The sequence below is a fragment of the Streptosporangium sp. NPDC023963 genome, from assembly GCF_040639135.1.
GTDB lineage: Bacteria > Actinomycetota > Actinomycetes > Streptosporangiales > Streptosporangiaceae > Streptosporangium.
Genome location: NZ_JBEZZK010000005.1, coordinates 175,310 through 200,416, shown reverse-complemented (window position 1 = coordinate 200,416; position 25,107 = coordinate 175,310). Strand labels below are relative to the sequence as shown.

20 protein-coding genes, 1 tRNA gene and 1 pseudogene are annotated in these 25,107 nt (G+C 71.0%); 6 read left to right on the top strand and 16 right to left on the bottom strand.

Annotated elements, in window-relative coordinates; genetic code table 11:
* Positions 1-33: 33 nt before the first annotated feature.
* From AB0F88_RS18580 to AB0F88_RS18550, 7 genes are all read right to left on the bottom strand, one after another.
* Complete coding sequence (locus AB0F88_RS18580; RefSeq protein WP_362684880.1) at positions 34-1,350, bottom strand: WecB/TagA/CpsF family glycosyltransferase; 1,317 nt, start codon at positions 1,348-1,350, stop codon at positions 34-36.
* Entirely contained in the window at positions 1,350-2,291 is a 942-nt protein-coding gene (locus tag AB0F88_RS18575) for a glycosyltransferase (protein ID WP_362684877.1), read from the bottom strand. Before AB0F88_RS18575 ends, AB0F88_RS18580 begins: the two co-directional genes overlap by 1 nt.
* Positions 2,288-3,220, bottom strand: a complete 933-nt coding sequence (locus AB0F88_RS18570) for a sulfotransferase (protein WP_362684873.1) — start codon at positions 3,218-3,220, stop codon at positions 2,288-2,290. Before AB0F88_RS18570 ends, AB0F88_RS18575 begins: the two co-directional genes overlap by 4 nt.
* A gap of 532 nt (positions 3,221-3,752) precedes the next feature.
* Positions 3,753-5,015 (bottom strand): sulfate adenylyltransferase subunit CysN, encoded by a 1,263-nt coding sequence (cysN, locus tag AB0F88_RS18565; RefSeq protein WP_362684870.1) that lies wholly within the window; start codon positions 5,013-5,015, stop codon positions 3,753-3,755.
* 121 nt (positions 5,016-5,136) lie between these two features.
* On the bottom strand, positions 5,137-6,051 hold the full coding sequence (gene cysD / locus AB0F88_RS18560; protein ID WP_362684867.1) for a sulfate adenylyltransferase subunit CysD: 915 nt from the start codon (positions 6,049-6,051) through the stop codon (positions 5,137-5,139).
* 19 nt (positions 6,052-6,070) lie between these two features.
* The gene (locus AB0F88_RS18555; protein ID WP_362684864.1) at positions 6,071-6,838 is read right to left on the bottom strand and encodes a 3'(2'),5'-bisphosphate nucleotidase CysQ; all 768 of its coding nucleotides are present in this window, start codon (positions 6,836-6,838) and stop codon (positions 6,071-6,073) included.
* Positions 6,838-8,223, bottom strand: coding sequence for a sugar transferase (locus AB0F88_RS18550; protein ID WP_362685593.1), 1,386 nt, complete (start codon positions 8,221-8,223; stop codon positions 6,838-6,840). Before AB0F88_RS18550 ends, AB0F88_RS18555 begins: the two co-directional genes overlap by 1 nt.
* Before the next feature lie 225 nt (positions 8,224-8,448).
* Here AB0F88_RS18550 and AB0F88_RS18545 point away from each other — a divergent pair, with 225 nt between their 5' ends.
* Positions 8,449-8,949, top strand: a complete 501-nt coding sequence (locus AB0F88_RS18545) for an exonuclease (RefSeq protein WP_362685590.1) — start codon at positions 8,449-8,451, stop codon at positions 8,947-8,949.
* A gap of 104 nt (positions 8,950-9,053) precedes the next feature.
* Here AB0F88_RS18545 and pth read toward each other — a convergent pair whose 3' ends face one another.
* The 5 genes from pth to AB0F88_RS18520 form a co-directional block, all read right to left on the bottom strand.
* Complete coding sequence (pth, locus tag AB0F88_RS18540) at positions 9,054-9,659, bottom strand: aminoacyl-tRNA hydrolase (RefSeq protein ID WP_329086086.1); 606 nt, start codon at positions 9,657-9,659, stop codon at positions 9,054-9,056.
* 63 nt (positions 9,660-9,722) lie between these two features.
* Positions 9,723-10,325 (bottom strand): 50S ribosomal protein L25/general stress protein Ctc, encoded by a 603-nt coding sequence (locus AB0F88_RS18535; protein ID WP_362684861.1) that lies wholly within the window; start codon positions 10,323-10,325, stop codon positions 9,723-9,725.
* A 186-nt stretch (positions 10,326-10,511) separates the two neighbouring features.
* Positions 10,512-11,489, bottom strand: coding sequence for a ribose-phosphate diphosphokinase (locus tag AB0F88_RS18530; protein WP_362684858.1), 978 nt, complete (start codon positions 11,487-11,489; stop codon positions 10,512-10,514).
* 76 nt (positions 11,490-11,565) lie between these two features.
* Positions 11,566-13,017 (bottom strand): bifunctional UDP-N-acetylglucosamine diphosphorylase/glucosamine-1-phosphate N-acetyltransferase GlmU, encoded by a 1,452-nt coding sequence (gene glmU, locus AB0F88_RS18525; RefSeq protein ID WP_362684855.1) that lies wholly within the window; start codon positions 13,015-13,017, stop codon positions 11,566-11,568.
* A 163-nt stretch (positions 13,018-13,180) separates the two neighbouring features.
* Positions 13,181-13,255 (bottom strand) — tRNA-Gln (locus AB0F88_RS18520).
* A gap of 336 nt (positions 13,256-13,591) precedes the next feature.
* Here AB0F88_RS18520 and AB0F88_RS18515 point away from each other — a divergent pair.
* The 4 genes and pseudogenes from AB0F88_RS18515 to AB0F88_RS18500 all read left to right on the top strand — a co-directional run bounded on the left by AB0F88_RS18515 (position 13,592) and on the right by AB0F88_RS18500 (position 18,762).
* Complete coding sequence (locus AB0F88_RS18515; RefSeq protein WP_362684852.1) at positions 13,592-14,533, top strand: fatty acid desaturase; 942 nt, start codon at positions 13,592-13,594, stop codon at positions 14,531-14,533.
* A 41-nt stretch (positions 14,534-14,574) separates the two neighbouring features.
* Positions 14,575-15,162, top strand: a pseudogene (locus AB0F88_RS18510) (TetR/AcrR family transcriptional regulator); the annotation flags it as partial.
* Between the two features lie 665 nt (positions 15,163-15,827).
* Positions 15,828-17,891: an RNA degradosome polyphosphate kinase gene (locus AB0F88_RS18505; RefSeq protein ID WP_362684849.1), complete on the top strand. Its 2,064-nt coding sequence runs from the start codon at positions 15,828-15,830 to the stop codon at positions 17,889-17,891.
* A complete protein-coding gene (locus AB0F88_RS18500) occupies positions 17,884-18,762 on the top strand; it encodes an NUDIX hydrolase (protein WP_362684846.1) in 879 nt (292 codons plus the stop codon). Before AB0F88_RS18505 ends, AB0F88_RS18500 begins: the two co-directional genes overlap by 8 nt.
* Before the next feature lie 6 nt (positions 18,763-18,768).
* On the opposite strand, the gene AB0F88_RS18495 is transcribed toward AB0F88_RS18500, so the two are convergent.
* The 3 genes from AB0F88_RS18495 to AB0F88_RS18485 all read right to left on the bottom strand — a co-directional run bounded on the left by AB0F88_RS18495 (position 18,769) and on the right by AB0F88_RS18485 (position 22,571).
* A complete protein-coding gene (locus AB0F88_RS18495; protein ID WP_362684843.1) occupies positions 18,769-20,247 on the bottom strand; it encodes a CYTH and CHAD domain-containing protein in 1,479 nt (492 codons plus the stop codon).
* Positions 20,248-20,360: 113 nt separating this feature from the next.
* Complete coding sequence (locus AB0F88_RS18490) at positions 20,361-21,647, bottom strand: MFS transporter (protein WP_362684840.1); 1,287 nt, start codon at positions 21,645-21,647, stop codon at positions 20,361-20,363.
* A 159-nt stretch (positions 21,648-21,806) separates the two neighbouring features.
* Positions 21,807-22,571, bottom strand: a complete 765-nt coding sequence (locus AB0F88_RS18485) for a trans-aconitate 2-methyltransferase (protein ID WP_362684837.1) — start codon at positions 22,569-22,571, stop codon at positions 21,807-21,809.
* 56 nt (positions 22,572-22,627) lie between these two features.
* Here AB0F88_RS18485 and AB0F88_RS18480 point away from each other — a divergent pair, with 56 nt between their 5' ends.
* Entirely contained in the window at positions 22,628-23,224 is a 597-nt protein-coding gene (locus AB0F88_RS18480) for a MarR family winged helix-turn-helix transcriptional regulator (protein ID WP_362684834.1), read from the top strand.
* A 63-nt stretch (positions 23,225-23,287) separates the two neighbouring features.
* Here the strand turns inward: AB0F88_RS18480 and AB0F88_RS18475 are convergent, their stop codons facing one another.
* Positions 23,288-25,099: an ABC-F family ATP-binding cassette domain-containing protein gene (locus tag AB0F88_RS18475; RefSeq protein ID WP_362684831.1), complete on the bottom strand. Its 1,812-nt coding sequence runs from the start codon at positions 25,097-25,099 to the stop codon at positions 23,288-23,290.
* Between the last annotated feature and the right edge of the window lie 8 nt (positions 25,100-25,107).

Below are 25,107 nucleotides of genomic sequence, written 5' to 3'. Positions count from 1 at the left end.
CTCACGGCTCACGATCTCAGGAGACTCATGATCTCAGGAGAAGAGCCCTCGTACGAGGGAGACCGTGAGGAGCCGGAGCGCGTACGGCAGGTCGTCGACCAGGTAGCGGCGGGCGAGCCTGCCAGGCTCCCGCGTCAGCCGGAAGATCCACTCCAGGCCGCCACGGCGCATCCACGCCGGCGCCCGCCGGACGGTGCCCGCGGCGAAGGCGATCGCCGAACCGCAGCCGACGAACCAGGTGCCCGGCAGGTCCCGGCGGAGCGAGGCGATGAGCCGCTCCTGCCGGGGGAAGCCGAGCCCGACGAAGACCAGCCGGGGTGCTGCGGCGATCACGGCGTCGCGCACCCGGGCGTAACTCTCGGGATCGTCCTCGAATCCGTACGGCGGGGCGTCGACCCCGGCGATCATCAGCTTCGGATGGCGGTTCACCAGCTCGCGGGCCGCCTGTGCGGCCGTGCCCCGGGGACCGCCCAGCAGGTACACGGGATGGCGGTAGAAGGCGGCGGCCTCCGACAGGGACCAGATCAGGTCTGCGCCGGTGACCCTGCCGGGGACAGGGGTGCCGAGCAGTCGCGCCGCCCACACCAGCGGCATGCCGTCGGCCACCGCCAGATCTGCGCGTTCGACGAACCGGCGGGCCCGGGGGTCTCGGGCGACGGTCCGGCTGATGTCGACGTTCGGGGTGACGAGGTGGCCGCCCTCACCGCGTTTCAGGGCGTCGACCACGTGGTCGACGACCTCGCTCTCGGTCATCGGGTCGATCGCGACCCCCGCCACGTGCACGCGCCTGCGCAGACGCCTGCGGGTGGCCTTGTCGGGCCGGGGCCTCCGGCGAGGGACGCCCGGGGTCGCCCCCCGCCTGGCGATCGGCGTTCCGGCCCGCCCTGCGACGGCGGGCAGGCCGGGCACCGGATCGCCACCGGTGGTCGCGGACCGGTGGTCGGTGAGGGGTGGGATAGGCGTCACGGCGTCACGGGTGACCGGGACCGCGGCCCGCCTCACCACGGACGACATGACCGGCGAGTCGTGGCGCGTGACCACCGGCGGAGGCTCGACGGCCCGGCCCGGCGCGGGAGGAAGGACCGGCAGACCGTAGCGGACGGTCGCGCGCGGGCGCTCGACGGCCTGCCCCGCCGCGGACGGAACGAGCACCAGGCCGTGAGCGAGCATCGGACCGTGGCGGGGGAACACCGTCGGGCGCTCGACGGCCTGTCCCGCCAGGAGCGAGGCGACCGGCGGGCCGTGGCGCGCGGGCACCGGCGGGCGCTCGACGGCCTGGTCCGTCGTGGACGACACCATCCAGGCACCGTGGCGGAGGGTCATCCGCGGCTGCTCGGTGATGGGCGCCATCAGATGCCGTGCCCTCGGTGGTTCAGGACACTGAGCATGATCCTCGCGGGGACCAGGCCCGCCGCCACCGCGAGCGCGATGGGCGCGCGGGGCTCGCCGTGGCGGGCGGTGAACGCCCGCCAGGCCCAGCGGCCCGCCTCCCGCCGCTGGCCGAGGGCCGCGTGGTGGAAGGCGAGCTGACCGTAGACCCGCGCCGCGCCGCGCGGATCCACGGCCAGATCAGGGTGCCGGGCGAGCATCCACTGCAGCCCGGCGATCCGGTCGGCCCAACGGGCCGCGTACGAGGAGCCACCCCAGCGCACCCGGACCAGGGGCCGGTCGACGTGCACGATGGGGTGTTGGGCGGCGGCGCGCAGCGCCAGGTCCCAGTCCTCGTTCTGGCCCTTGGGGGCGCTCTCGTCCACCCAGAGCCCGCCGCGCCGGAACAGGAAGGTCGAGGAGTGCACCATCACCATCCGCGAGCGCACCAGGTGGCGGTAGGTGACGCGGCTGGTCCCGGCCAGCCGGGGGATGCGGCGCGAGCCGTACTCGACCTCGATGGCGCAGCTGCAGAAGCGCGCGTCCGGCTCCGCCTCCAGGGCGGCGACCTGGGCCTCGATCTTGCCGGGCAGCCACTGGTCGTCGTCGTCGCAGAAGGCGACCATGTCGGTGCCGAGCGCCGCGATGCCGGTGTTGCGGGCACCGGGCAGGCCCGGGGTGAGCCGGTTGGCCATCACCCGCACGCCGCGCGGGGGCGCCTCGCGCCGGCCGGGCGCCAGTGCCCGGCTGGCCAGGAGGTCGGCCACCTGGTCGGCGACCGAGGCCGGATCACCCCCGTCCACGACGACGACGACCTCGACGGGGCCGGGGTGGTCCTGGCCGAGCACGGCGAGCGTGGCCGCGCGCAGCTGGTCAGGCCGGTGTCCCCGGGTGGGGATGACGACACCCACCGATGTGTTCACACAAGTCTCCCGTGATAGCCATACTTGATCATGAGGGGCCAGGTCAGCGCGGTGACCAGGCGCGACTGCCGGGACGACGCGACGGCACGCCAGCTGTCGTCCCTGGTCAGCTCCGTGCGGCCGACCGTGAAGCGCACGGGGTTGCCCGAGGCCGTGTGCGCCGTCGAGAGCTCCGCCCAGCGGCCCGAGAGGAAGTCGAGGCGGCACGGGAGGCCGATCCTGGCCACCACGCGCCTGAGCGTGTCGGCGGGGGCGTCGAGCAGGTCCTCGTAGCGGATCCGGGTGACCGGTACGCCCCTGCGGGCGAGGAGTTCGAGGCTGAGATTCTCGCTCAGCCAGTGCAGCGAGGTGCGGGAGGGCGACCAGTGGGTCATCGGGCGCCCGTCCTCGGGACGCGCGACCCTCCTGCGCCAGGAGTGCGCGACCGCGCGGGGGTCGCGGACCACGTGGACGACCTGGACGTCGACCCCGGCCGCCGCGAGGCAGAAGGCCAGCGAGGCGTGCTTGCTGGAGTCGATCACGACCGGGCAGTCGGCGACCTCGCCCGCCGCGTTGTACAGGTCACGGTGGACCGCGGCGTACTCGTCCAGCTCGGCGGTGCCGGGCGTCGGCCACCTGCCGGTGCCAGCCTGCTCCTCGGCCAGCAGCCTGGCCAGGGTCGGGATGCGCCGGGTGCGGTCGACGCGGGACCTGAGCGCGATCATCCGGTGCGCCAGGCCCTCGGACCAGCCGCCGAACGCGCGCTCGCCGACCTTCTCCCAGAAGGGGCACGACCCGAAGGGCTCGCCGCATCCGCAGGACTCGTCCGCGAGCGCGCTCCTGGCCCAGAGGTGGACGACCTCGCCGAGCGGCGCGATGCCGGGAACCTCCCCCAGCAGGCGCTCGAGCAGCGTGGTCCCGCTACGGCCGAGGCCGCCCAGGAATACCACCCGAGCAGGTGACGGACTATCAGACACAGGCACGAATCCTTACCCGACGGATACGGAACGTGCCGAGGCTAGCGCGGAGCGTAACGGAGGAGTCAGAGAACGGACAAAGGATCTACCCAGCGGGTGTAACGCCGCCCATCTCCTGAACGGGAAAGGGCCGCAACCTCGCGACCCGGCGCCGGGCAGGCCCGTGGCCGGGCCGCGGGCGCGAGGGGATGCGCGGCTCCACGAACGACGACCGGCACCTCGGGAAGGGCTCCGCATCGCCGGGCGGGCTTATCGGAAGGCTCGGAAAGGACGACCCACCGGCGCCGTGGACAGCTCCGGGAACGGCTCCGTGGACAGCTCTGTGGACAGCTCAGGGAACGGCTCCGTGGACAGCTCTGTGGACAGCTCAGGGAACGGCTCCGTGGACAGCCCCGGGAACGGCTCCGCAGAGGACAGCTCAGGGAACGGCGAACCGCCCGCGGCCCGGCGTGGCCCCCCGTCGCGCACGAGGAGGGGGTCACGCCGGCCCGCGGGCGGGGTGTGCCTACCGGGCGTCGACGATCATCCCGGCGCCGACCGTGTTGTTGGTGGACTCGTCCACGAGGATGAACCCGCCGGTGAGGCGGTTGCGGGCGTAGTCGTCCACGAACAAGGGCTGGGTGACGCGGAGCGATACCCGCCCGATCTCGTTGAGGCCGAGCGACGGGGCCGTCTCGTCCCGGTGCAGGGTGTTGACGTCCAGCCGGTAGTGCAGGTCCTTGACCAGGGCACGGGCCGTGCGGGTGGTGTGCTTGATGGTCAGCTTGGTGCGCGGGGACAGCTTGACGGTGTCGGCCATCCAGCAGATCATCGCCTCCAGCTCCTGGGAGACCTGCGGCTGGTTGTTCGGGCGGCAGATCATGTCGCCGCGCGAGATGTCGATGTCGTCCTCCAGCCGGAGGGTGACCGACATCGGCGGGAACGCCTCGTCGACCGGCCCGTCGAAGGTGTCGATCGACGCGATGCGCGTGGCCAGGCCCGAGGGCAGGTGCATGACCTCGTCGCCCGGCTTGAGCACCCCTCCGGCGACCTGGCCCGCGTAGCCGCGGTAGTCGTGCAGCGAGGGGTCGGTGGCCCGCTGCGGGCGGATGACGTACTGCACGGGGAAGCGCACGTCGACCAGGTTGCGGTCGGAGGCGATGTGCACGTGCTCCAGGTGGTGGAGCAGGGAGGACCCGTTGTACCAGGGTGTGTTCTCCGAGCGGGCCACCACGTTGTCGCCGTGCAGCGCCGAGATCGGGATGAACGTCAGGTCCGGCGCGTTCAGCTTGGAGGCGAACGCGGTGAACTCCTCGCGGATCTCCTCGAACCGCTCCTGGGAGTAGTCGACCAGGTCCATCTTGTTGACGGCCAGCACCAGGTGCGGCACCCGCAGCAGGGTGGTGAGGAACGCGTGCCGCCGCGACTGCTCCAGCACGCCCTTGCGGGCGTCGATCAGGACGATCGCCAGGTCCGCGGTGGAGGCGCCGGTGACCATGTTGCGGGTGTACTGGATGTGCCCGGGGGTGTCGGCGATGATGAACTTGCGCTTGGGAGTGGCGAAGTAGCGGTAGGCCACGTCGATCGTGATGCCCTGCTCCCGCTCGGCCCGCAGGCCGTCGGTGAGGAGCGACAGGTCGGTGTACTCGGTGCCGCGGTCACGGGAGGTGCGCTCGACGGCCTCCAGCTGGTCCTCGAAGATCGCCTTGGAGTCGAAGAGCAGCCGCCCGATGAGGGTCGACTTTCCGTCGTCGACACTTCCCGCCGTGGCGAAGCGAAGAATGTCCATTAGCGCTGCTCTCCAGAGGTCGTACGGCGTGCGCGGCGGGACCGCGCGGGAAGGGGCTCGCGGGAGACCGGGTGGGCCGGGTGGGCCGGGTGGCACGGGGAGCCGGGGAGACGGACGCTCACTAGAAGTACCCCTCCCGCTTGCGGTCCTCCATGGAGGCCTCCGAGGCGCGGTCGTCGGCGCGGGTGGCGCCGCGCTCGGTGATCCGGGTCACCGCGATCTCCTCGATGATCGCCTCGACCGTCGTGGCACTCGACTGGACGGCACCGGTGCAGGTCACGTCGCCGACCGTCCGGTAGCGGACCGTCATGTCCAGCAGCGACTCGTCGTCGTCGCGGGTGATGAACTCGCTGTCGGCCAGCAGCATGCCGTCGCGCTCGAACACCTTGCGGGTGTGGGCGAAGTAGATCGAGGGAATCTCGATCCCCTCGCGCCGGATGTAGTCCCAGATGTCGAGCTCGGTCCAGTTGGACAGCGGGAACACCCGGATGTGCTCGCCCTTGCGGATCCTGGCGTTGTAGAGGTTCCACAGCTCGGGGCGCTGGTTCTTGGGGTCCCACTGGCCGAAGTCGTCGCGGAAGGAGAACACGCGCTCCTTGGCGCGGGCCTTCTCCTCGTCGCGGCGGGCGCCGCCGAACACCGCGTCGTACTCGTTCTCCTCGATCGCGTCCAGCAGCGTCGTGGTCTGCAGCCGGTTGCGCGAGGCCCTGCGGCCGGTCTCCTCGACGACGCGGCCGGCGTCGATGGATTCCTGGACGCTGGCGACGACCAGGCGGGCGCCCAGCTCGGCGGCGCGGCGGTCGCGGAACTCGATGACCTCGGTGAAGTTGTGCCCGGTGTCGACGTGCATCAGCGGGAAGGGAATCGGCGCCGGCCAGAACGCCTTCTCCGCGATGCGAAGCATGACGATGGAGTCCTTGCCCCCCGAGAAGAGCAGACAGGGACGCTCGAACTCCGCCGCGACCTCGCGCATGATGTGAACAGCCTCTGCCTCGAGGACGTCGAGCTGCGACGTGGTGTAGTCGCGCTGAAGCATCAGACTCTCCTAGCGGGGATTAGCGGTGCAGATCCCGGATTCCAGCGAGCAACGTTGGCGCCAGTCCCGGTAGGGATACAAGAATATCCGGCAGCGAGGGGTCAGGCTGGTTGTAGACCAGCGGCGAGCCGTCGATGCGGCTCGCGTGGACCCCGGAGGCGAGGGCCACCGCGACGGGCGCGGCGGAGTCCCACTCGTACTGGCCTCCGGCGTGCACGTAGGCCTCGACCTGGCCGGTGAGCACGGCGGAGATCTTGGCGCCCGCCGAACCGATCGGCACCAGGTCGGCGCCGGCGAGCCGGGCCAGGTTCTGCACGAACTCCGGCGGGCGGGTCCTGCTGACCGCGATCCGCGGCCTGGCGCCCGCCTCGGGAGCGGGCGGCACGGGGGGTTCGAGGGTGGAGAGCGTACGGCCCTGGGCGGGCAGCGCGACGGCTCCGGCCGTCAGCGTGCCGCGCTCCCAGAGCGCCACGTGGACCGCCCAGTCGGCGCGGCCCTCCTCGGCGAACTCGCGGGTGCCGTCCAGCGGGTCGACGATCCAGACCCGGTCGGCACGCAGCCTGCGCGGGTCGAGACGCTCCTCGCTGGTCGCCTCCTCGGACAGCACGCTGTCACCCGGGCGCAGCCGGGAAAGCGCCTCCATCAGGAACACGTGGGAGGCGGCGTCGCCCTCCTTGCGAAGCTCGGACGGGTCGCCGAAGCCCCGCTCCGCGCGCAGGGCGGCCAGCTTCTCGCCTGCCGTCGTCGCCAGCTCCGCGGCGAGTACGTGATCGTCGCGAACGGTCATCAGTATGCTCCAGCTCCTCGCGCGACAGCCGACCAAGTCTTCCACAGGATCTGCAGGTCCAGCATGAGGGACCAGCTCTCCACGTAACGCAGGTCCAACCGTACGGATTCCTCCCAGGAAAGGTCGGAACGACCACTTACCTGCCAGAGGCCGGTCATCCCGGGCTTGACCAGTAATCGGCGGCGGACGTCGTCACCGTACCTGGCGACCTCCTCGGGCAGCGGCGGCCGAGGGCCGACCAGGGACATGTGTCCCAGGACCACGTTGATCAGCTGGGGCAGCTCGTCCAGTGAGTGGCGGCGCAGCCAGGCGCCCAGCGGGGTCACCCTCGGATCGTGGCGGATCTTGAAGAGCAGGCCGTGCCCGTCGCTGGACAGGGCGATCTTCCGGTGCTCGGCGTCGACGCGCATCGTCCGGAACTTGTAGATCGTGAACTCGGCGCCGTCGCGGCCCACCCTCGTCTGCCGGAAGAACGCGGGTCCCGGCCCCGAGGCCCGTACGGCCACCGCCACCCCCGCCAGCAGCGGCAGCAGGGCCGCCAGCAGCAGCCCGGCACCCGCCCGGTCGAACAGGTTCTTGAGCACCTGGCGCAGGCCGGAGATCTCGGGGTGGTCCACGTGCAGCAGCGGCAGTCCCGCCGCCGGGCGGATGGTGATCCGCGGCCCGGCCACCTCCATCAGCGCGGGAGCCACGATCAGGTCCGTGTGGGTCTTCTCCAGCTGCCAGGCCAGCCGCCGCAGCGCCACCCCGTCCATCTCCGGGCAGGCGAGCACGGCCACGGTGTCGGCCGAGACCTGCCCGACCGCGAGCGCGACGTCGGTGAAGTCGCCCAGCACCGGCACGCCCTCCACGTCGCCCGTCCCGTCGTGCGGGGCACACGCCGCGACGACCTCCATGCCGTGGTAGCGCTCCCGGCGGAACCTGCGGACCAGCTCGGCGATCGCCGCCCGGTGGCCCACGGCCACCACCCGCCGCATGCACCCGCCCCGCGCCCGCCTGCGGTGCAGGGAACGGCGCAGGGCGTAGCGCGCGAGGAGGGTGAGCAGCGTCGTCAGCGGGATCGCCAGCACCACGTAACCCCGGGCCACCTCGATCTTGGTGAGGTAGGCGCAGACGGCGAGGGCGGCGGTGAGCATGAAGCCGCACTGCAGGATCCGCTGGAACTCCTCCGAGCCCAGGCCGATCAGCCGGGGCTCGTAGGCACGGTTCAGCGCGACCACGCAGACCCAGACGGCGGGCAGGGCCGCGCTCAGCATGACGTACGGGAAGACGTAGGCGGTAACCTCGCCGAATCGAACGAACAGCGCCAGGGCTCCGGCCAGGGCGGCGCAGGCGGTGTCGGCGGCGACGGCCGTCGCGCGATGCTCCCGCACCCAGCCCGGCATGCGCCGGCGCGCGGCCGCAACGGCTCCGGGCCCGGTTTCCTGTGCGGCCTGGACCGCGGTCACGTCGCGCACGCGCTCCCCCTGCGTAACCGTTCACGGACAGACAGTTACCGAATGCTAGCGGCGGCGGGAGAGGCCCGAAGGTTGAAGACCGAAACGTACATCTCTGTGGATGTCGAGGCCGATGGTCCCATTCCGGGGGCATATTCAATGGTCAGCTTGGGGATGACCGTTGCCGGGCGGATGACCGGAAAGGTCTTCGAACCGGTGGATCCGCAGACGCACACGCACTATGTGGAGCTGCGGCCGATCAGCGACGACCACGTTCCCGAGGCGCTCGCGGTGAGCGGGCTGGACCGGGAGACGCTGCTCCGCGAGGGCCGCGACCCGGCCGAGGCGATGCGGGAGGCCGCCGCATGGGTCCGCGAGGTGTGCGGGAACAGCTCGCCGGTGCTGGCGGCCTACCCGCTCTCCTACGACTGGATGTGGATTTACTGGTATTTCATGCGCTTCACCGGCGTCTCGCCGTTCGGGCACTCGCGCTGTATCGACCTCAAGACGCTGTACGCGGCCAAGGCGGGCGTGCCGATCGGCTGGGCGACCAAGCGGCAGATGCCCGAGCACCTGCGGTCCCGGCGGCCGCACACCCACAACGCGCTGGACGACGCGATCGAGCAGGCCGAGCTGCTGCAGAACCTGATGGCGTTCGACCCGCCGCGCCACTGAGCGGGCCGATGCCCGAGCGGGCCGGCGTCCGAGCGGGGGCCGGACCACCCGTGCGAACCCGTGCGGACGGGTCACGGCGGGACCGGCCATCCGGGCCGGACCGGCTATCTGGGCGGGCCGGAGACGTTCAGGTCGCCGGTGTGGAAGGCGTTCTGGGTCGGCTCCAGGCCGACCCTGATCAGCGACTCCACCACGTCCGAGGCGCGGTCGACCAGGAACGCGAGGTCCTTGCGCTCGGCGGTGGCGAAGTCGCGCAGGACGTAGGCCGCGGCGTCCATCCGGCCGGGCGGGCGGCCGATGCCGAACCGCACCCGCAGGTAGTCCTTGGTCGCCAGCGACTTGGTGATCGACTTCAGCCCGTTGTGGCCGTTGTCGCCGCCGCCCAGCTTCGCCCTCAGCGCGCCGTACGGGATGTCCAGCTCGTCGTGGACCACGACCACGCGGGCCGGGTCGACCTTGTAGAAGTCGGCCAGGGCCTTGACCGGCCCGCCGGAGAGGTTCATGAAGGACAGCGGCTTGGCCAGCACGGCGGGGACACCCGCCAGGCGGCCCTCCAGCACCTCCGCCCGCGACCGGTGCGCCTTGAACCGTCCCCCGGCTCGCGCGGCGAGCTCGTCCAGGACCATGAACCCCGCGTTGTGCCGGTTCCCGGCGTACTCCGGCCCGGGGTTTCCCAGGCCCACGACCAACCAGCGGTCCACGATCGGCATCCCTTCACACGCGCGTCAGGGCGGCCCGGTCCCGGGCCGCCCTGACAGATCTAGCAGAGAAAACTACTCGGCGCTCTCGGAGCTCTCGCCCTCGGCGGCCGGAGCGGCCTCGGCGGTCTCGCCCTCCGGCTCAGCGGCCGTCATCCCGGCGACGATCAGGACCAGCGCGTCGGGGTCGGCGGCGAGGGTCGTGCCCTTGGGCAGCTTCAGGTCGGCGGCGGTGACCTGGGTGCCGACCTCCAGACCCTCGACGTCGACCTCGACGCCCTCGGGGATGTGGGTGGCCTCGGTCTCGACGGAGATGGAGACGAGCTGCTGGTCGAGGATGCCGTCGGCGACCTCGCCCACCACGGTGACGGGGATGTCGACGGTGACCTTCTCGCCGCGACGGACGAGGATGAGGTCGACGTGCTCCAGGAAGCCCTTGATCGGGTCACGCTGGACGCCCTTGGGCAGGGCCAGCTCGGCCACCGCGCCCTCGAGACGGATCAGCACGTTCGGCGTACGCAGGGCGAGCAGCAGGTCGTGACCCGGCAGGGACAGGTGCTGGGGGTCGGTGCCGTGCCCGTAGAGGACGACGGGCACCTTGTTCTCACGACGGATCTTGCGGGCGGCGCCCTTGCCGAACTTGTCACGGAGTTCGGTGGTGATGACCACTTCGGACATGGCTGATCTCCTAGGGATCTTGGGAATCGGAAAGGTGCGCTCCCCCTCACCCGCCCTAGCGGAAGGCGTTACGAACGCACGCAATCCCACAACCCTACCGTGTCAACGGTGACGTCGACGCGCCGCGGCCCCGGCCGCCCCCCGGGAACGCGTCGGCGACGGGTTACCGGAGGGCGGGACGGGATGTCAGCTGTCGCCCTCGAAGAGGCTGGTCACCGAGCCGTCGCTGAAGACCTCGTTGATCGCACGGGCGATCAGGGGGGCGATCGACAGCACGGTGAGCTTGTCGAACCGCTTGTCCTCGGGGAGCGGCACCGTGTTGGTGACGATGACCTCGGAGATCCTGGAGTTCTTCAGCCGGTCGACCGCGGGGTCGGAGAACACCGCGTGGGTGGCAGCCACGACCACGTTGGTGGCGCCCTGCTCGTACAGCGCGTCGGCCGCCTTGCAGATCGTCCCCGCGGTGTCGATCATGTCGTCGATCAGCACGCAGGTCCGGCCCCTGACCCGGCCGACGACCTCGCTCACCTTCACCTGGTTGGCCACGTCGAGGTCGCGGCGCTTGTGGATGAAGGCCAGCGGGGTGCCCAGCGTGTCGGCCCAGCGCTCCGAGAGCCGCACCCGGCCGGTGTCGGGCGAGACGACCGTGGTCGTGGCCAGGTCGAGCTTGTCCTTGAGGTAGTTGACCAGGACGGGCATGGCGAACAGGTGGTCCACCGGGCCGTCGAAGAAGCCCTGGATCTGGGAGGTGTGCAGGTCGATCGACATCAGCCGGTCGGCCCCGGCCGTCTTGAACATGTCGGCCATCAGGCGGGCGGTGATGGGCTCGCGGCCCTTGCTCTTCTTGTCCTGGCGGGCGTAGCCGTAGAACGGCATGATCACGGTGATCCGCTTGGCGGAGGCGCGCTTGAGGGCGTCCACCATGATCAGCTGTTCCATGATCCACTGGTTGATCGGCCAGGTGTGGCTCTGCATGACGAACGCGTCACAGCCGCGGACCGACTCCTGGTAGCGGGCGTAGATCTCCCCGTTGGCGAAGTCGCGCAGCGTGGTCGGTGCCGCGTCGACCCCGAGGTGGCTCGCCACCTCGTCCGCCAGCTCCGGGTGCGCGCGCCCGGAGAAGAACATCAGGTTCTTCTCGCCGGTCTTCTTGATGCCGCTCATGCCGTCCCCCTCGCCTGACGGCACACCGATGCCCGCGCGACGCTGCCGTGCCCGCCGGGCCGCTCGCTTCGCTCACTCACGTCTGGCTCCCCTGCTGTTTCCCGGCCTCGGCGGCCCGTAGCGCCGCCTCGGCCGATCTGGTGCCCGCGCGCCTGCGCGCGACCCACCCTTCGATGTTGCGCTGCCGTCCGCGGGCCACCCCGATGGCCCCTGGGGGGACATCTCCGTCGATGACCGAGCCCGCGGCCGTGTACGCGCCGTCGCCGATGGTGACCGGCGCGACGAGCATGGTGTCGCACCCGACGAAGGCGCCCTCGCCCACCGTCGTGTGGTGCTTGTCGACCCCGTCGTAGTTGACGAAGATCGCCGAAGCGCCGATGTTGGCGCCCGCGCCGATCGTGGCGTCGCCCACGTAGCTCAGGTGGGGCACCTTGGCGCCCTCTCCGACCTGCGCGTTCTTCATCTCAACGTACGTCCCCGCCTTGGCCTTGCGCGCCAGGACCGTGCCGGGGCGCAGGTAGGCGTACGGCCCGACCAGGGCCTCGGGGCCGATCACGGCGTCGGCGCAGACCGCGTTGCGCACCAGCGCCCCCTGGGCGACGATCGTGTCGGTCAGGGTGCTGGCGGGGCCGACCTCGGCGCCCTCGGCGACCGTCGTGCAGCCGAGCAGCTGGGTTCCGGGGTGGATCACCACGTCCGCTTCGAGGATGACGTCGACGTCGACCCACGTGGTGGCCGGGTCGATCACGGTCACCCCGGCCCGCATGTGGGCCTCCAGCAGGCGCGCGTTGAGCACCTTGCGGGCGAAGGCCAGCTGCACGCGGTCGTTGACGCCCTCCACCTCCACGTAGTCGGCCGCGACGTGCGCGCCGACCCGGTGGCCGTCCTCCCGCAGGATCGCGAGGACGTCGGTGAGGTACTCCTCGCCCTGGGCGTTGGAGGCGGACACCCGCTTGACCGCGTCGGCGAGCAGGAGGCCGTCGAAGGCGTAGACGCCGGAGTTCATCTCCTTGATCGCCCGCTGCGCGGGGTCGGCGTCCTTCTCCTCGACGATCTCCAGGACCGCGCCCGAGTCGTCGCGGACGATCCGGCCGTAGCCGTGCGGATCGGGGACCTCTGCCGTGAGCACGGTGACGGCGTTGCCGTCCTGGCCGTGCCGTTCGAGCAGGGCGGCGAGGGTCTCGGTGCGCAGCAGCGGCGTGTCGCCGTAGGTCACCAGGACGGTGCCGTCGATGGTGCCGGACGTCTCCAGGGCGGTCCTGACGGCGTGGCCGGTGCCCTTCTGCTCGGCCTGGACGACGGTCTGCGCGTCGGGATCGGTCTTGGCCAGGTGCGCCTGGACGCGCTCCCGTTCGTGGCCGATGACGACGATGAGCCGCTCGGGTTCGAGACCCCGGGCGGCGACGAGCATGTGGTCGACCAGGGTCCGGCCGCACAGCTCATGGAGGATCTTCGGTGTTCTCGACTTCATCCGGGTTCCCTCGCCTGCGGCGAGGACGATGACGGCTGCCGGGCGCGGCACACTCACGGACGAGGCTCCCTCGGCGTCGCGGCTGAGACATGGCGAAGCGCGATGACGGATGGCCACCCCCAGGGCGCGGCATCGTCACCTGCTCGACAACGTGAGGATACCTTCCCCCTCGGGAACCCACTCAGCCGACCAGCCGAGTGAATAAAACAGACACAAGGGATGGCTCCGGCACCAGGACTCGAACCTGGACAACAAGGACCAAAACCTTGCGGGCTGCCAATTACCCAATGCCGGACCGACCAGGCGATCGGGACGGTTCCCGCGCGCCCGGCACCCCTACGATACAGAGCCCGCGCCGCCGAACGCGCCTCGTTTGCGGACCCGTCTCGGCGTCCCGCCCCGGAGCCCGTACACCCGCGACACACGCCCGCGCGACCATGCGCGCGCGAGGGCCCCGTTTAGCAGGTCGGCCGAGGGTAGAACAAGTGGTGGACCCGCTACGGCGTCAATCCCAAAGAGTCATGTTCCAGACATTGGGTTCTTAGGTGTTCCTAACTTACGATGGCGTAGGTTACGGTGGCGTAGCCGCACATGAGTCCTTGGCCTTTTCCGAGCCACCGCGAGGTAGCGCATGACCCTCATCGAAGAACGCCCTGCTCAGGGCCCCAAGCCTGACGTCGACCCCGAGCGGAAGACCCTGCCCGAGATCATCACCTTCGGGGTGGTGGTCGGCGCCCCGCTGATCGCCCTGGTGGCGGCCGTCCCGTTCGCCTGGGGCTGGGGACTCGGCTGGTCCGACATCGTCATCGCCGGTGTCTTCTACGTGGTCACCGGGCTCGGCGTCACCGTCGGCCTGCACCGCCACTTCACCCACGGTTCGTTCAAGGCCAAGCGCCCGCTGAAGATCGCGCTGGGCATCGCGGGCAGCCTCTCCATGGAGATGTCGGTGCTCGACTGGGTCGCCACCCACCGCAAGCACCACAAGTTCTCCGACAAGGAGGGCGACCCGCACTCGCCGTGGCGCTTCGGCACGGGCTTCGTGGCGGTGTCCAAGGGCCTGCTCTGGGCGCACATGGGCTGGCTGTTCGAGGCCGACCGGGCCAACCGGGAGAAGTACGCGCCCGACCTGGTCAAGGACCCGGACATCATCAAGCTGCACAAGCTCTTCCCGGTGCTGGCGATCACCACGATGGTCGCTCCCGCCGTGCTGGGCGGCCTGCTGACCTGGTCGTGGTGGGGCATGGCGACCGGCTTCTTCTGGGGCACGCTGGTCCGGATCGGCCTGCTGCACCACGTGACCTGGTCGATCAACTCCATCTGCCACGTCTTCGGCGAGGAGGCCTTCGAGTCGCGCGACAAGTCGCGCAACGTGTGGTGGCTGGCCATCCCCTCCTTCGGCGAGTCCTGGCACAACCTGCACCACTCCGACCCCACCTGCGCCCGGCACGGCGCGCTGAAGGGGCAGATCGACCTCAGCGCGGGTGTCATCCGCTGGTTCGAGAAGGCCGGCTGGGCGTACGACGTCCGCTGGCCGACGCCCGAGCGCCTGGCCGCCAAGCGCATCGCCGCCTGACCCGGGGTTCGGGTGCCGTCCGGGAGCGGGGAAACGTCATTATGAGAACCGTGAGCGAACCCCGACGGCGCATGTCAGGTAAGGAACGCCGGGAACAGCTGATCCAGATCAGCAGGACCCTTTTCGCGGAGAAAGGGTTCGACGGCACCTCGGTGGAGGAGATCGCGGCGACCGCCAACGTCTCCAAACCGGTGGTCTACGAGCACTTCGGTGGCAAGGAGGGCGTCTACGCGGTCGTCATCGACCGGGAAATGCAGAAGTTGCTGGGCCTGGTGACCGAGGCGCTCTCCGCCTCGCACTCGCTGATCAAACTGGAGCGGGCGGCCCTGGCCCTGCTGGCCTACGTGGAGGAGAACAGCGAGGGTTTCCGCATCCTCGTCCGCGACTCGCACGCCGCCTCGGGGACCGGCACGTTCGCCAGCCTGATCAACGACATCGCCAGCCAGGTCGAGGACGTCATGGTCGACGAGTTCGTCGAGCGTGGCTACGACCCCAAACTGGCCCCCATGTACGCCCAGATGCTGGTCGGCATGGTGGCGCTGACCGGCCAGTGGTGGCTGGACGTGCGCAGGCCGCCGCGCGAGGAGGTCGCCGCCCACCTGGTCAACCTGGCCTGGAACGGCCTGACCGGCCTGAACCCCGACCCCCGGCTGACCGCCGCCTCGCGTGGTCTGGAGCAACGGCTGGCCCATCCGCCGCAGCGCCCGGCCGACCCCCACCCCTCCGGCCCGCAGCCCCACCCCTCCGGCCCGCGGTCACGCACCGCGGGAGCGGAGCCGCACACCGTGGAGACGGAGTCACGCGCCGCGGGGACGGAGCCGTACGCCGCGGAGACGGAGCCGCAACCGCCTCCGGCGGGATCACACTCGCCCCCGCGCCCCGAGTTATCGCCGCCCCCGACGGAGAAGGAGATCCGGGAGCTGGAGAAGGCCCGCGAGCGGGAGCTGAGGAACCAGGAGAAGCTACGCGAGCGCGAGCTCAAGGAGCGGGAGAAGCTGCGGCAGCGCGAGCAGCGCGAGGCCGAGAAGCTGGCCAGGGAGCTGGAGAAGATACAGCTCCGCGAGCAGCGGGAGCTGGACAAGGCGCGCGAGCGGGAGTATCGGGAGCAGCAGCGGTTGCTGAGGGAGCAGGAGAAGGCGCGCCTGAAGGAGGCCAAGGCCGCCGAGCGCGACGCCCTCAAGCACGCGAAACCCGTTGATGACGCGCAGGGAAAACTTGAGCCAAGTGAGTAAGCAACAGCGCTCGTTGAGACTAAATTAACGTTCCGTTCAACCAAAGCGGGCATTCTGGTCATATGTCCGCTGAACTCGTTCGTCCCACCCCCGACGGGCTTCCACTACCCCAGGAGCGCTTCCTCAACCGAGAGGAGAGCTGGCTCCAGTTCAACCAGCGAGTTCTGGAGATGGCGGAGGATTCCTCCCTGCCTCTGCTGGAGCGGGTGCGGTTCCTGGCCATCTTCGCCAGCAACCTCGACGAGTTCTTCCGCGTCCGGGTGGCCGGGCTGAAACGGCGGATGGCCACCGGACTGCTGCTCCGCACGAAAAGCGGGCTGAAGCCCCGCGAGGAGCTGGCCAGGATCGCGGCCATCGCCAACGACCTCGCGCAGCGGCAGTCGGCCTGCTTCTACGAGCGGATCTGCCCGCAGCTGGGCGCCGAGGGCATCGAGATCGTGCGCTGGGACGACCTGGGCCGCGACGAGCGCGGCGAGATGCGCAAGCTCTTCAGGGAGCGGATCAGGCCGGTGCTGACGCCGCTGGCCGTCGACCCCGCCCACCCCTTCCCGTACATCTCTGGCCTGTCCCTGAACCTGGCCGTCACCGTCCGCAACCCCACGACCGGCAACACGGTCTTCGCCAGGGTCAAGGTGCCCAGCCAGCTCCCCCGCTTCGTCACGGCGTCCGTGAACCGCTTCGTCCCGCTGGAGGACGTGATCGCCGCCCACCTCGGGCAGCTGTTCAAGGGCATGGAGGTCGTCGAGCACCACGTCTTCCGGGTGACCCGCAACGAGGACCTCGACGTCGACGAGGACGTCACCGAGAACCTCATGCAGGCGCTGGAGCGCGAGCTGCTCAAGCGCCGCTTCGGCCCCCCGGTCCGGCTGGAGGTCGAGGAGACCATCACCCCCGAGGTGCTCGACCTGCTGGTGGACGAGCTGGGAGTGGCCGAACACGAGATCTACCGGCTGCCGGGGCCGCTGGACCTGACCGGGCTGCACGCGATCGCCGACCTGGACCGGGGCGAGCTGAGCTTCCGCCCGTTCGTGCCCGCGGAGGTCGTGCACGTCGAGGACGACATCTTCGCGGTGCTGCGCGAGCGGGACGTGCTGCTGCACCACCCGTACGACTCGTTCTCCACGAGCGTGCAGCGGTTCATCGAGCAGGCCGCGGCCGACCCCGCCGTACTGGCCATCAAGCAGACGCTCTACCGCACCAGCGGCGACTCGCCCATCGTGGACGCGCTGATCGACGCCGCCGAGGCCGGCAAGCAGGTCGTCGTGGTGGTGGAGATCAAGGCCAGGTTCGACGAGCACGCCAACATCACCTGGGCGCGCAAGCTGGAGCGGGCCGGATGCCACGTGGTCTACGGCGTCGTGGGGCTGAAGACCCACTGCAAGCTGGCCCTGGTCGTGCGCCAGGAGCCCTCCGGCGAGCTGCGCAGCTACTGCCACATCGGCACGGGGAACTACAACCCCAAGACCGCCAGGCTGTACGAGGACCTCGGCCTGCTCACCGCCGACCGGCTGGTCGGCGAGGACGTCACGGACCTGTTCATCCACCTGACCGGCTACTCCAACCACTCGGCCTACCGGCGGCTGCTGGTCGCCCCGCACTCCCTGCGCGGCGGGCTGCTGGCCAGGATCGAGCGGGAGATCTCCCACCAGGAGGCCGGCCGCCCGGCCAGGATCAGGATGAAGACGAACTCCCTGGTCGACGAGCCCATCATCGACGCCCTCTACCGGGCGTCGCGGGCCGGCGTACCGGTGGACCTGTGGGTGCGGGGAGTCTGCACGCTCCGTCCCGGCATCCCCGAGATGTCGGAGAACATCAGGGTCAGGAGCGTGCTGGGCCGGTTCCTCGAACACTCGCGGATCTACGAGTTCGGCCACGGCCGGCGCCCGGAGATCTGGATCGGCAGCGGCGACATGATGCGCCGCAACATCGAACGCCGGGTGGAGGCGCTGGTCAAGGTCTCCAGCCAGCAGCAGCGCAACTACCTCAGCGACCTGCTGGACCGGGCCATGTCGGACGACACCGCGACCTGGTGGCTCAACTCCGACGGGACCTGGACCCGCCATCCCGGCGACGACCTGCAGACCTACCTGATCGGCACCCGCCGGTGGAGAACGATCGATGACTGAGCGCGACACCCGCAGGGACGGCACGATCCACGCGGCCGGGGCCGTCGTCTGGCGCGGCTCCCCGGACGCCCCGGAGGTCGCCCTCGTCCACCGGCCCAAGTACGACGACTGGTCGTTCCCCAAGGGGAAGCTGAAACGCGGCGAGCACCCCGTCGCGGGCGCGGTGCGCGAGCTGGCCGAGGAGGCGGGGATCACCGCGGAGTTCGGCCGCTCGCTGCCGTCGAGCCACTACCTGAAGGGCGGGCGGCCCAAGCGCGTCGACTACTGGCTGGCCAGGATGGTCGCCGAGGGCCCCCGTACCGACACGCACGAGGTCGACGGCGTGGTCTGGCTGCCGGTGGACGAGGCCGCGCGGCGCCTGACCTACGAGTGGGACGCCGGGCTGCTCGACGTGCTCGGCGAGGCGTCGCCGGCGACCACTCCTCTCGTCCTGGTACGGCACGGCCTGGCGGGCAACCGGCAGGACTGGGAGGGCGACGACGACGACCGGCCGCTCGACAGGCGCGGGCGCGGGCAGTCCGAGGTGCTGGCGGGCGTGCTGGGCGCCTTCCGCCTCGCGGAGCTGGTCAGCTCCCCCAGCAGGCGGTGCGTGCAGACCCTGGAGCCGTACGCGAAGCGGGCCGGCCTGCCGATCCGGCTCGAATCCGTCCTCTCGGAGAGCGGTTACGACGCCGGGGCCTCCCTGCGCCTGGCCACGGAGGCGATGGTCTCGAACCGGCCCGTGGCGCTCTGCAGCCACGGCAAGGTCCTGCCCGAGCTGATCGCCGGGCTCGACGAGCGGGCGGGCGGCACGCGGCTGTCCAAGGGCGCGTTCATGGTGCTGCACCACGCGGGCGGCGAGGTCGTGGCCGTGGACGACCACGAGGTCTGACACCCGTCAGAGGAGCTTCGCGACGGCGTCCGTGGTCTCCGCCCAGACCCGGGGGAACTCCTCCCACGCGCGCGCGGCCCCGGCCCGTTCCACGCCGGTCAGCACGCCGTAGGTGAACGTGTCCTCCCCGGCCAGGCGGGCGTTCGCGGCCTCGGCCGCGAGCCGCTCCTGCGCGACGACGCCGTCCATGTGGGTGCCCAGCACCTCCTGCACGTCCTCCGCCCGCGTGGCCAGCTTCTTCATGCCGAGCACCTCGGCGGTGTAGCGGGCCCGCTTGGCCGCCTTGCGCACGTCGTGCATGGCGACCTCGCGCTCGGACTCGTTCTCGATGGCCTGGGCGGTGTCGTAGGCCCTGGTGACCCGGCGCCAGCTCTTGGCGGCGACGGTGTCCAGGGTGTCGGCGGGCTTCTGCGCGGCCTTGGTGAGCACCGGGGTGCCGGTCAGGTCGTCGAGGGCGTCGAGCAGGGCGAAGTAGCGCTCCCCGCCGAGGGTGTCCCTGATCCTGTCGAGGGCCTCGTGCTCGTCGTCCAGCAGGTCGGAGCTGAGGCGCGCCCTGACCGGGCCCACGATCAGCCCGTCGTCCAGGCTGTCGAGCCTGCGGGCGAACCGCTCCCGGACGACCTCCAGGTCACGCGCCTCGCCGAGGACCGTGCCGAGCCACTTGAGCTCCTCCTGGAGGTTCTCGGTCCCCTTGACGACCGTCCTGAACGACTTCAGCGCGCTGCGGAGCCGCCGGGCGGCGACGCGCATCTGGTGGACGGCGTCCTCCTCCGCCTTCCTGACCCGGGGGTCCTGCGCGAGCAGCGCGCCGGCCTGGGAGGCGAGGTAGCCGACGACGACCTCGCCCGCCGACCCCGGAGCGGTCTCGGCGCGCGGATGCTCCGAGACCGCTCCGGCGCCGCCGAGCAGGCGCGCGAGCTTGCTGGCCGCGTCGGCGGGGGTGGCCCCGGCCTTGCCCAGCCGCCTGCCGACCTTCTTCAGCAGCTTCTCGTCGCCCTCGATCAGCTCCGCCTCGACCTCGCGCCAGCGCTCGACGTGAGGTTCCTCGCCGAACACGGTGCCCTTGACCCGGTCGTCGGCGATCTCGACCAGCCTCACCCCCGCGCCGTTGACCAGGGTGGTGACGGCGCGGCGGGTGTCCAGCTCGGCGATGGGCGCGAGCGGGGCGCCCCGGGTGTAGGCGAGCACCAGGTCCGACAGCCCGGCGGGGACGACCTTGGCGCTCCGGGTCAGCGGGTGGGTGATCTCCTGCCGGACGCCCTTGGCCTTGGGAAGTTTGAGGTGCCAGCCCGGATCGGTGCCGCCCCTGCGCCTGCGCAGGGTGATCCCCCGCGCGGCGAGTCTCAGATCGGGCGTGTCGAAGTAAAGGGCGACCAGCTGGTGGGTCTTCGGGCCCACGACCTCCGTCGAGCCCGGAAGGCCCGTGAGGTCCGGCAGCTGGTAGTCCACCGGCACGTCGAACTTGTCCTCGATCTCTATTCCCACAGGTCATCCCCAGATTTGCCCAGATTTCCACCATGTGTTCGCAGTATTTATTGATGCCCCGTTATCCGTCCGGGAATCCCGGGTCATACGTCCGCGAATCCCGGCCGATCAGGTCACGGGGCGGGGACCACGTTCTCCGGGTGCCGCAGGCGTGCGGGGGTGAAGAGGGCGGCCACCGCGATCAGCAGGCAGCAGACGCCCGCGAGGACGAAGACCGGGGTGGCGCCGAAGCGGGCCGCGCCCCAGGTGAGGGCGGCGGCACCGATGGGGCCCATGGAGAAGTGGATGGTCCAGAACGCCGAGGTGACCCGCCCGAGCAGATGGTCCGGGGTCACCTGCTGGCGCAGGGACATGGAGCAGATCCCCGCGACGCTCACGCAGCCGAGGTAGAGGGCCACGATGACGGCCATCCCCCAGACGGAACCCGCGAATCCGGCACCGACGATCGCGAGTCCGGCCACGGCGTGCGCGCCGATCCACGCGGGACCGAAGCCCACACGCGCGCGCAGGCGCGCGACCAGGAGGGAGCCGATCACCGTACCGACCGCGGCGATGCCGAGGACCACCCCGACGGCGGAGTCCGGCTGACCCAGATCGTGCTTGAGCCGGTAGATCACGAGGTCGGTCAGCCCGAGCGTCAGGAAGACGAAGAACGACAGCAGGACGGTCAGCACGCGCAGCACCGGATGACGCCACAGGAACACCGCCCCGGCCAGGATCTCGCGCCACGGCCGCTCCCGTACGGCGGGTGCCGCGGGGCCGCCGGTGTCCCGGGGGACGCGGATCAGGCAGACCCCGATCGCGGACACCGCGAAGCTCACGGCGTTGATGCCGATCGCGGCGGTCAGGCCGAATTTTCCGGCCACCACCCCGGCCAGCATCGGGCCGAGGATCCCCGCCGCGGCGGCGGTCGCGTAGAGCTTGCCGTTGGCGTCGGTGACGCGCCCTTCGCCGACGAGGTTGCGCACCGCGGTCACGTAGGTGACCTGGAAGACCATGCCGACGGCCTCGGCCAGCGGCAGCACCGCGTAGAGCAGCCAGATCCGCGGTCCGGTCGTCCAGGCCAGCGGGATCAGCGCGTACAGGACGAGCCTGGCGAGGTCGCAGACGATGAGCAGGGTACGCCGGTCAAACCGGTCGACGAGGACCCCGGCGAACACTCCGGCGAGGACCGAGGCGGCGCCCGAGACGCCGGTCAGCAGGCCCATCTGCGCGACGGATCCCGTCACGTTCAGGATGAGCAGGGGAACGGCGATGAGAGCGAACGAGTCACCGGCCACCGAAAGGGTCTGCGCGCCCCAGAAGACGCCGAAGGAACGATCCCGCCACAAAGGGCGTGGCGCTTCCGGCCCGGAACCCCCTGTTTCCTCCACCGGCCCCCTGACACCCGTCCGGCACATCGCCGCGTCACGTCCCGCGGCCGGTCACGACCGCGTCCTCACGGCCCCGCCCCGGCACCCCGCGGACCGGCCCACGTCCACCGAATCACGCCGGCCACAACCGGATCAAGAAACTTTCCGGTTGTGGCCGGACGAGAACACCTGCGGTCCGGACGGCCCTCACCTCCGGGCGACCACGAAGACCCTGCGGAAGGGGAAGACCGTGCCGTGCGGCCCGCGCGGGTAGGCCTCGCGGAGCGGCGCGGCGCAGTCGGCGAGGAAGGCGGCGGCCTCGGCCGGATCCAGGCGGTCGAGCACGGGGCGCAGGGCGGTGCCGGTGATCCAGGTGAGCACGGCGTCGTCGCCGGGCAGGACGTGCAGGTAGGTGGTCTCCCACGCGTCGACCCGGCAGCCCAGGCCGGTGAGCAGGCCGAGGTAGGCGGCCGGGTCGTCGACCGGGGAGGGACGGACCAGGTCGCCCAGCCGGTCGCGCCACGTCGTCCGGCACAGCTCGCGGACCAGGGCGTGGCTGGGGGCGTCGAAGTTGCCGGGGACCTGGAAGGCGAGCCAGCCGCCGGGGGCGAGGGCCTCCACCCAGCGCGGCAGCAGCTCGCGGTGCTCGGGCACCCACTGCAGGACGGCGTTGGACACGATCACGTCGACCGGGTGCCCGGGGCGCCACCGCGTGACGTCGTCGACGGAGAAGGTCAGCGAGCCGCCCGCGGGGGCCTTCTCGATCATGGCGGGCGAGGAGTCGAACCCGTGGACGCGGGCGCCGGGCCACCGCCTGGCGAGCTCGGCGGTCAGCTCACCGGTGCCGCAGCCCGCGTCGACCACGTGGCCGGGGCGCTCCGCGGCTATCCTGGAAACAAGATCGAAGAACGGCCGCGAGCGCTCGCCGGCGTAGCGGCCGTAGATCACCGGGTCCCACATATCTCTTGACATCAAGACAATTGATATCCGGCAAGATATCTCGATGTCAAGACAGATAGACTCGCGGCATGACCCTGCACCACGCGGACCACGAGTCCGGGCGTCCGTCCGCCGCGAAGGACGAGACCGTCACGGCCGGCGCGCTCGACAGGGATCCCAGCAGGGACGAGGTCGACCTGCTGGTCGCCGCCTGGCGTCAGGAACGCCCCGACCTCGACGTGGAGCCGCTCCAGGTGCTCAGCCGGGTCTCCCGGCTCGCCCGCCACCTCGACCGCGCCCGCCGGGCCTCCTTCGCCGAGCACGGCCTGGAGACCTGGGAGTTCGACGTGCTCACCGCCCTGCGCCGGGCCGGGGAGCCGTACGAGATGAGCCCGGGAGCCCTGCTCCGCGCGACGCTGGTGACCTCCGGGACGATGACCAACCGGATCGACCGGCTGGCCGCGGCCGGGCTGGTCAGGCGGCGCCCCGACCCCGAGGACCGGCGCGGCGTCCTGGTCTCGCTGACCGACGCCGGGCGGACGCGCGTGGACGGCGCCTTCGCCGACCTGCTGCGCCGCGAGCGCGAGCTCCTGTCCGGCCTGGGAAAACGCGAACAGCAGGCCCTTTCGGGCCTGCTGCGCACGCTACTCGTCCCTTTCGACGCCACCGACACCGGAGTGCGCTGACCCTTCGTACCCCCCGAGGAAGATCCAAACGTGGGCCTTCCCCAATATTGAGACGAATTCGGCCTATTCCCCCAGGCGGTCGGCGAGCTCCAGCCACTCGCCCTCGATCGACTCCTTCTCCGCGAGGATCTCCTTCAGCTGCGCGTCGAGCGAGGCCAGCCGCTCGTAGTCGGCGGCGGCGTCGGCCATGGACGCGTGCAGCTTCGCCTCCCGGCCACTCAGCTTGTCGAGCTGGCGCTCCATCCGGGAGAGCTCCTTGCGGAGGTCGCGCTCGTCCTTCGCGGACAGGCCGGGAGCCGTCTCCTTCGCACCGGTGGACGAGGTCGCCGAGGCCGTGCCGGACACCGCGCCGGACGCCGCCCTCGCGGACAGGGCCGCCCCCGAGGCGCGCCGGGCCAGGTATTCGTCCACCCCGCCGGGGAGCATCGACAGCTTGCGGTCGCCGAGCAGGGCGACGGTCCTGTCGGTGACCCGCTCCAGGAAGTAGCGGTCGTGGCTGACCAGGATCAGCGTGCCGGGCCAGCCGTCGAGCAGGTCCTCCAGCTCGTTGAGCGTCTCGATGTCGAGGTCGTTGGTCGGCTCGTCGAGCAGCAGCACGTTGGGGTCGTCCATGAGGAGGCGGAGCAGCTGCAGGCGGCGCCGCTCGCCACCGGACAGGTCGCCGACGACCTTCCACTGCGCCTCGCCCTTGAAGCCGAGGCGTTCCAGCAGCTGGGAGGCCGTCCACTCCTTCTTGCCGACCTGGATGAACTTGCGGACCTCCTCGACGGTCTCCAGCACCCGGCGCTCCGGGTCGAGCTCGCCCAGCTCCTGCGACAGGTGCGCCAGGCGGACCGTCTTGCCGCGGACGAGCCTGCCCGAGTCGGGGTGCACCGTACCGGCGAGCAGGCGGAGCAGCGAGGACTTGCCCGACCCGTTCACGCCGATCAGGCCGACCCGGTCACCGGGGCCGAACTGCCAGGTCGAGTGGTCGAGGACCATCGGGCCCTGGCCGGGGCCCCCGGCGTGCAGGGTGACGTCCTCGAGGTCGTAGACCGTGCGGCCCAGCCGGGCGGCGGCGAACTTGACCAGCTCGACGCTCTCCCTGGCGGGCGGCTCGTCGGCGATCAGCGCCTGGGCGGCGTCGATGCGGAACTTGGGCTTGGACGTGCGCGCGGGCGGGCCCCGGCGGAGCCAGGCGATCTCCTTGCGCATCAGGTTCTGGCGGCGGGCCTCGGTGGAGGCCGCGACCCGGGCGCGCTCGGCCTTGGCCAGCACGTACGCGGCGTACCCGCCCTCGTAGCGCTCGACCGCACCGTCCACGACCTCCCACGTCCTGGTGGAGACCGCGTCCAGGAACCACCGGTCGTGGGTCACGACCACCAGCGCGGTCCTGCGGCCCGCCAGGTGCCTGGCGAGCCAGTCGATGGCCTCGATGTCGAGGTGGTTGGTCGGCTCGTCCAGGATGATCAGGTCGTGCTCGTCGATGAGCAGCTTGGCCAGGGCCGTACGGCGCCGCTCACCGCCCGACAGGCTCCCGGCGAGCGCCGTCAGGTCGATGTCGCCGAGCAGGCTGGCGAGGATCTCGCGGATGCCCGCGTCGCCCGCCCACTCGTGCTCGGACCTGTCGCCGAGGACGATCTCGCTCACCGAGCGCGCCGGATCGAGGTCGTCGCCCTGTGACAGCGAGCCCACCTGGAGCCCCCGGTTGTGGGTGACCCGTCCGGTGTTCGGCTTGAGGTCGCCGGCGAGCACCGAGATGAGGGTGGTCTTGCCGCCGCCGTTGCGGCCGACCACGCCGATGCGGTCGCCCACCTCGATGCCGAGGGAGACGTCGCGGAGCAGGGGCTTGGGACCGTAGGAGTGGGAGACCGACTCAAGATTGACCAGATTCATCGCCACAC